The 7,293-nt window shown below is 75.0% G+C and carries 3 protein-coding genes and 1 pseudogene; 3 read left to right on the forward strand and 1 reads right to left on the reverse strand.

The window, feature by feature from the left end:
* Nucleotides 1–207 precede the first annotated feature (207 nt).
* The 3 genes from cobT (at nt 208) to KBY19_RS18395 (ending at nt 7,003) form a co-directional block, all read left to right on the forward strand.
* Complete coding sequence (cobT, locus tag KBY19_RS18385) at nt 208–4,524, forward strand: nicotinate-nucleotide--dimethylbenzimidazole phosphoribosyltransferase (protein WP_210966197.1); 4,317 nt, start codon at nt 208–210, stop codon at nt 4,522–4,524.
* A gap of 297 nt (nt 4,525–4,821) precedes the next feature.
* The gene (cobA, locus tag KBY19_RS18390) at nt 4,822–6,066 is read left to right on the forward strand and encodes a uroporphyrinogen-III C-methyltransferase (protein WP_185016325.1); all 1,245 of its coding nucleotides are present in this window, start codon (nt 4,822–4,824) and stop codon (nt 6,064–6,066) included.
* A gap of 85 nt (nt 6,067–6,151) precedes the next feature.
* Complete coding sequence (locus KBY19_RS18395; RefSeq protein ID WP_210966198.1) at nt 6,152–7,003, forward strand: RNA methyltransferase; 852 nt, start codon at nt 6,152–6,154, stop codon at nt 7,001–7,003.
* A gap of 67 nt (nt 7,004–7,070) precedes the next feature.
* Here KBY19_RS18395 and KBY19_RS18400 read toward each other — a convergent pair.
* A pseudogene (locus KBY19_RS18400) lies at nt 7,071–7,293 on the reverse strand (serine/threonine protein kinase); the annotation flags it as partial.

Genomic DNA, 7,293 nt, shown 5'->3' on the forward strand with positions numbered 1-7,293 from the left:
CCCACCCATGGCCGGTGGGGTCTGCGGCGACGGGTAGGCTGATGGACTGTTGTGCCACTGTTCGGGGTTGACGCTTCGTCCGTCATTGTCCGAATGGTGTAGACGAAGGCACGTGCCGCACAGAGTGCGTGCTCGTTCTTCATCTACGGGGCGCGGCGGTCCGTCCGCCGGGTTGGAAGGAGCACTAGCGATGGGCGAGGGGAACGCATGACTGACACCGGCCAGATCCCGGGAGAGGGGCTGCCGGAGAACGCAGGCGGGCAGCAGCCGGAGGGACAGCCGGGCGTTCCGGCCTCCGGCACCTACGCCTTCACCGACCCGGCCGGCGGCGTCGGTGACGTCCAAGCCGTCCAGGACGCAGCCCAGGCGCCCTCCGCTCACGCCCCCCACGGTCACCACGACGTGCAGAGTCATGTCGTCGCGCAGGAGCAGCCCGAACCGCACGAGGAAGAGGATCTGCTGCTGATGCCCTCGGCGCAGGGCGCCTGGAACGAGCAGCCGGCCCCCGGCCAGGGACAGCCGATGCCCCAGGCCCATCCGCAGGCCCGGCCGGAAGCGCCCTACGGGTACGAGTACGACGCGCACGGGCAGCCGCAGCCCGTCGCCGGTCAGCAGGCGCCGCCCGACGGTCAGTTGACGCCACAGACGCCGTACGCGCCGGAAGGCGGCCAGCTGCCGGGTGACGCGTACGCGGTCAACGGGCACGCGCAGCACGGATACGATCCACAGGAGGCCGCCTACGCCCAGCACGCGCAGGGCGCCCCGCAGCCGAGCCCGCAGGCCGACCAGCCGGACCAGCCGCAGCCGGACGCCGGTGCCGCCCCCGCCGCGCAGCCGGAGGCGGAGGGCGAAGCCGTACCGGGACCCCATGAGACCGACGGCCGCGACTCCGGCTCCCTCGATGTGAGTGCCGTACGCACGCCCCAACAGCCGCACGGGGCGCCCGCGTCGACGCCGGGAACGCCCGGCCAGCAGAGCGCACCCGGTCAGGGCGCGCGCCGCCCGCTGCACCTGGGACCGCCGGTGCCCGAGCAGTCCGGAACCGTACGTCCCCTCTCCGAGCGTGCCGCCGCGCAGGCCGCCCCCGCGGCGCCGCAGGCCGCGCCGGTGCAGGGGGCGCCCACCACGCTTCCGGGTGCCCAGCCCGTCGCCGCCCCGTCGGACGGTCGGCTCCCGGCGGAGCAGGCGGAGCAGGCGCCCGCGCCGCAGGACGCCACCGGCGCCGGTCGGCAGCCGACAGCTCCTGCTGTCATGGACCCGCAGAACGCGGCGGCGCCGGCGCCCGAGCAGCCCGCGGAACAGGCGGCCGATACCCCGGCCCCGGAGTCGCAGCCGCAGCCCCGACCGGAGGACCAGCAGCCCGGTGACGGCCGGCCCGCGCAGGCGACGGAGGCTGCTCAGGCACCCGCTGCCCCGCAGTCGGAAGCTCAGCCGCAGGAACCGGCGCAGCCGCAGGCCCAGCAGGTGACCGCACCGGTCGCCGAGGAGCCGCTGCCCGGCCCGCAGCTCGGTCAACTCCCGCCCCAGCAGGACGGCTGGGTCACTCAGCCCGCCGCCGTCCAGTCCGATCCCGCCGTTCCCACAGAGCCGACGCCGCAGGACGCCACGGCAGCAGCGGCTGCTCCCGCCCCGGCTCCGGAGGACGGCCTCACGGACCCGGCGCCGCAGGACCCCGCCGCGACGACGCCGGGCGCCGCTCCCGAAGCCGTCCCGGCCGAAGCCGTCCCCGAGGAACTGCCCGCACCCGCTCAGGAGGAGCCCGTCAACGAGACGGTGCCCGGCCCCCGTCAGGAGGCGCAGCCCGGCGGATTGCCGACCGTCCCGTCCCAGGGCGGCGAGCCCGAGCCGCAGCAGGGCGCCGTCGCACCGCCGTCGGTGGCGCCACCGATAAACCAGGCCACGGAGGCGCATGACGGCTCCCAGCCGGACAGCCCCGTGATCCCCGAACAGGCGACAGCCTCCGACTCCCCGGGCACCGCGTCCGAGGCACAGCCCGGTGAGGAGCCCGAGCCCATGCCGGCTCCCGAAGCGGCCGCCCCGGCACCGGACGCACAGCCCGAAGCCCCCGAGACGCCGCCGGAGACCGCGGTGACGCCGGAGTCGGCGGCCGGCGCGGAAGCGCCTTCGGCCGCGTCCGACGACACCGACCCGGAGACATCCGCCGTCGAGACGGACGCACCCGAGGTGGCGAACGCCGAGGAGGCGGCGGCCACGGGCGACGTCCCCGAAGCGGAGGCCGCCCCGGCTCCGGCCCCGGCCGAGGCGGAGCCCGAGGCGGCGGGTGGCCAGGCATCCCCGGCCGCCACCGACGGCCCGGCGACCGACGGCGGGACCACCGGCGCGGAGGCGACCGAAGCCGATTCCATCGAAGCCGAGTCCGCCCGAGTCGAGGCCGACGCCACCGAGCCGACCGCCACCGAGCCGACCGCCACCGAAGCGACCGTCACCGAGCCGACCCCCACCGAAGCGACCGTCACCGAGCCGACCACCACCGAAGCGCCCGAAGCCGGTGCGACGGAAGGCGAAGAAGTGGCCCAAGCCGGGCCGACCAGTACCGAGGCGCCGAACGCCGAAGCTGCCGAAGCTGTCGCAGCCGCCGAGGCTCCCGCGCCCGAGGGCGAGGCTGCCGACACCGCAGCCGCCGACACCGAGGCGCCCGCGACCGAGGCTCCCGCGACGGAGACGCCCGCGACGGATGCGCCCGCAACCGAGGCTCCCGCGACCGCGCCCGCCGACGCGGAGGCCGCCGACGCCGGGTCCGCACCCGTGGAAGCCCCCGCGCCCGTGGGAGACCCCGCACCCGGGTACGCGGAGGCGGAGCGGGAGGCCGTGCATCGGCTGATGCGTGAGCGGCGCGACATCCGTAACGGCTTCCGGCCGGACCCGATCCCGCACGAGGTGCTGCTCCGGGTGCTGGAGGCGGCGCACACGGCGCCCAGCGTCGGTCACTCGCAGCCGTGGGACTTCGTGGTCATCCGCTCGGAGGAGACCCGGCGCACCATGCACGAGCTGGCCGAGCGGCAGCGTCAGGCGTACGCCAAGTCGCTGCCCAAGGGCCGGGCGAAGCAGTTCAAGGAAATGAAGATCGAGGCGATCCTCGACACTCCGGTCAACATCGTCGTCACCGCCGACCCGACGCGCGGCGGCCGGCACACGCTCGGCCGGCAGACGCAGCCTCAGATGGCGCCGTACTCCTCGGCGCTCGCCGTGGAGAACCTGTGGCTCGCCGCGCGGGCCGAAGGGCTGGGCGTGGGCTGGGTCAGCTTCTTCGACGAGCGGGAGCTGGTCCGCGCGCTGGAGTTGCCCGAGCATCTGGAGGTCGTCGCCTATCTGTGCGTCGGCTATGTCGACGAATTCCCGGACGAGCCCGAGCTGATGCAGGCGGGCTGGTCAAAGCGGCGCCCGCTGTCGTGGGTCGTCCATGAGGAGTCGTACGGGCGCCGTGCGCTGCCCGGTGCCGAGCCGACCGGCATGCTCGCGGAGACCCTGGGCACCATCCGCCCGCTGGACGCGAAGGCGCTCGGCGAGGCGTGGGAGCGGCAGAAGCGGATGACCAAGCCGTCCGGGGCGCTCGGCATGCTGGAGATCATCTCGGCGCAGCTGTGCGGTCTGTCCCGCAAGTGCCCGCCACCGGTACCCGAGCCGGCCGCCGTCGCGGTCTTCGCGGGAGACCACGGGGTGCACGCGCAGGGCGTCACGCCCTGGCCCCAGGAGGTCACCGCGCAGATGGTGACCAACTTCCTGGACGGCGGGGCCGTCTGCAACGCGTTCGCCAACCAGGTGGGCGCCGAGGTGTGTGTCGTGGACGTCGGTGTGGCGGCCGAACTGCCCACCACCCCAGGTCTGCTGCCCCGGAAGGTACGGGCAGGCACCGCGGACATGACCGCGGGGCCCGCGCTGACCCAGGAGGAGGTCGAACGTGCCCTGGAGGTGGGCATCGAGACCGCCCGCGATCTCGTCGCGGCGGGCAACAAGGCCCTGCTCACCGGCGAGATGGGCATCGCCAACACCACGGCGTCCGCGGCGCTGATCGCCGCCTGCACGGGAGCCGACCCGACAGAGGTCACCGGGCGCGGTACGGGCATCAACGACGAGACGCACGCCCGCAAGGTCGAGGTCGTCCGCAGGGCGCTGGAGCTCCACCAGCCCGATCCGGCCGATCCTCTGGGCATGCTCTCCGCCTTCGGCGGGCTGGAGCACGCCGCGATGGTCGGGCTGATCCTGGGCGGCGCCTCCTTGCGTACGCCCGTGATCCTCGACGGTGTCAGCGCCGGGGCCGCCGCGCTGGTGGCGCGTGCTGTGGCGCCCGAGGCGCTCGCCGCCTGCATCGCCGGGCACCGCAGCGCGGAACCCGGTCATGTCGCGGCCCTGACCAAGCTGGGGCTGCGGCCGCTGGTCGACCTCGATCTGCGGCTCGGCGAGGGAACGGGCGCGCTGCTGGCGCTGCCCATGGTGCAAAGCGCGGCCCGCGCGATGCACGAGGTCGCCACGTTCGACGCGGCGGGCGTCACCGAGAAGAGCTGACGCGCCGCGCCGCACCGCGGGGCGGTGGGCGTCCCGGCACCCGCGCCGGGACGGCCGCCGTGCCCAACCCGTGGTGGGGCCGCCGCCTCCGGAACGGCCGCATCCGCCCACCTCGGTGCTGTGGTCGCCTGTCCCGCGGTGGGGTGTTCGTCCCGGTCGTGATCTGCGAGACAGCACCACCGCGCCGTCCCGCATAGGCTGTCCCTCACCGTCCCCCGGCCGCTCCATCGCCGCAGCGGCATCGTCGTCGGCTCGGTATGTGAGCCGGCCCGCTCCCCGAGAAGGATGCCGTCCCAGATGTCGGAAACCTCCGCCACTCCCGCCTACCCCGTAGGACTCCGCCTGGCCGGGCGCCGCGTCGTGATGGTCGGCGGCGGCACCGTGGCGCAGCGCCGCCTTCCGGCCCTGCTGACGGCGGGGGCGGACGTCACGGTCGTCGCACCCGAGGTCACGCCCTCCGTCGAGGCGATGGTGACCGGTGGGGAGATCACCTGGGAGCGCCGTACCTGGCGACCCGGTGACCTGGCGGACGCCTGGTACGCGCTGGCGGCCACCGACGACCCCGAGGTCAACGCGGCCATCGTCGCCGAGGCCGAGTCCCGCCGTGTGTGGTGCGTCCGTACGGACGACGCGGACGAGGGCACCGCGTGGACCCCGGCGACCGGCCGCAGCGACGGCATCACCGTCGCCGTCCTCACCAGCGGGGCGCAGGGTGCCGCCGGCCGCGACCCGCGCCGCTCGGCCGCCGTCCGGGACGCCATCGTCGCCCGCCTCGGGGACGGCACGCTCGTCGCGGAACAGCGCGGGCCGCGCACCGCGGGCGTCGCCCTGGTCGGCGGCGGGCCCGGCGACCCGGATCTGATCACGGTGCGGGGCCGCCGGCTGCTGGCCCAGGCCGATGTCGTGGTCGCCGACCGGCTCGGCCCCCGCGACCTGCTGGACGAACTCCCCCCGCACGTCGAGGTCATCGACGCGGCGAAGATCCCCTACGGGCGCGCGATGGCGCAGGAGGCCATCAACGCCGTGCTGGTCGAGCACGCCAAGGCCGGTCGTTCCGTGGTCCGCCTCAAGGGCGGCGACCCGTTCGTCTTCGGACGGGGCATGGAGGAGGCCGAACAGCTCGCGGCCGAGGGGGTCCAGGTCACCGTCGTACCGGGGATCTCCAGCTCCATCAGCGTCCCCGGCGCCGTCGGCATCCCCGTCACCCACCGGGGCGTGGCCCATGAGTTCACCGTCGTCAGCGGCCATGTCGCCCCCGAGGACCCCCGGTCGCTGGTGGACTGGCCCGCGCTGGCCAGGCTGCGCGGCACCCTCGTGCTGCTGATGGCCGTCGAGAACCTCGGTGCCATCGCCGCGGCCCTCCGCGCGCACGGCCGCCCCGACGAGACTCCCGTCGCCATCATCCAGGAAGGCACCATGGCGAGCGAGCGCCGCGTCGACGCCACCTTGGCGACGGCGGCCGAACGCGCAGCCGCCGAGGAGGTACGGCCCCCGGCCGTCGTCGTGATCGGCGACGTGGTCTCGGTGCGGCAGCCCGGGTGAGGGCCCCTTACAGGGCACGCAACCCCCGGATACGCGGCAGTAACGACGCATTGGCACTTCGAGCGGGACAGGGCAGTATCGGCCTGTGGCTACAGCATCCTCCCCCGACACACCCGGTGACTCCCCGGCCCGCGGACTCGTCACCGTCGACGATCCCGACGACCCCCGGCTGCGCGACTACACGGGCCTGACCGACGTCGAGCTGCGCCGCAAGCGCGAGCCCGCCGAGGGGCTGTTCATCGCCGAGGGCGAGAAGGTCATCCGCCGCGCCCGGCAGGCCGGCTACGCGATGCGCTCGATGCTGCTGTCCGCGAAGTGGATCGACGTCATGCGGGACGTCATCGACGAGGTGCCCGCGCCCGTCTACGCCGTCAGCCCGGAACTGGCCGAGCGCGTCACCGGCTACCACGTGCACCGCGGAGCGCTCGCCTCCATGCAGCGCAAGCCCCTGCCCGCGCCCGGGGAACTGCTGGCCACGGCCCGCCGAGTCGTGATCATGGAGTCGGTGAACGACCACACAAACATCGGGGCCATCTTCCGCAGCGCCGCCGCGCTGGGCATGGACGCCGTCCTGCTGTCGCCCGACTGCGCCGACCCGCTCTACCGCCGCTCGGTCAAGGTCTCCATGGGCGCCGTCTTCGCCGTGCCCTACGCCCGGCTGGACAGCTGGCCCGGCGGCCTGGAGGCGGTACGCGACGCGGGGTTCGAACTGCTGGCCCTCACCCCGGACGAGAAGGCCGTGCCCATCGACACCGCCGTCACCGCGGACGGCGCCGCGCGGGTGGCACTGATGCTCGGGGCCGAGGGCGACGGCCTGAGCGCCCGCGCCCTCCGCGCCGCCGACGAATGGGTCCGCATCCCCATGGCGCACGGCGTCGACTCGCTCAACGTCGGCGCCGCCGCGGCCGTCGCCTTCTACGCCGTCTCCCGCGGCTGATCGGGCAACTCGGCCGCGGCGGCGCGCCCGCTTCGGGCCCGCGGCGCCTCGGCCCGACGGCGTGCGGCTACGGCACCTGCTGCGAGGCGCTGCCAAGGCCACGGGTCGGCCCCTCGCAGCCCTGAGCCGCCGCGATGCCGAGCGCGACCAGCAGGGTGACCGTCACGAAGACGATCAGCCGCTGCCGCAGCAGCCGTCGCTTGCGCGCGGCGGGGCTGAGCCCGCCGGCGCCCGGTTGCGGCGGGTCTGCCGTCCGCCGTCCGCTCCCCGCCGCCTCGTGGTGGCGGCGG

The organism is Streptomyces sp. B15, from assembly GCF_018070605.1.
Classification (GTDB): domain Bacteria; phylum Actinomycetota; class Actinomycetes; order Streptomycetales; family Streptomycetaceae; genus Streptomyces; species Streptomyces smyrnaeus.

Bases quoted from the DNA above. Each gene is read 5' to 3' on its own strand.
- cobA (WP_185016325.1), top strand. From the start codon at position 4,822: ATGTCGGAAACCTCCGCCACTCCCGCCTACCCCGTAGGACTCCGCCTG.
- cobT (WP_210966197.1), top strand. From the start codon at position 208: ATGACTGACACCGGCCAGATCCCGGGAGAGGGGCTGCCGGAGAACGCA.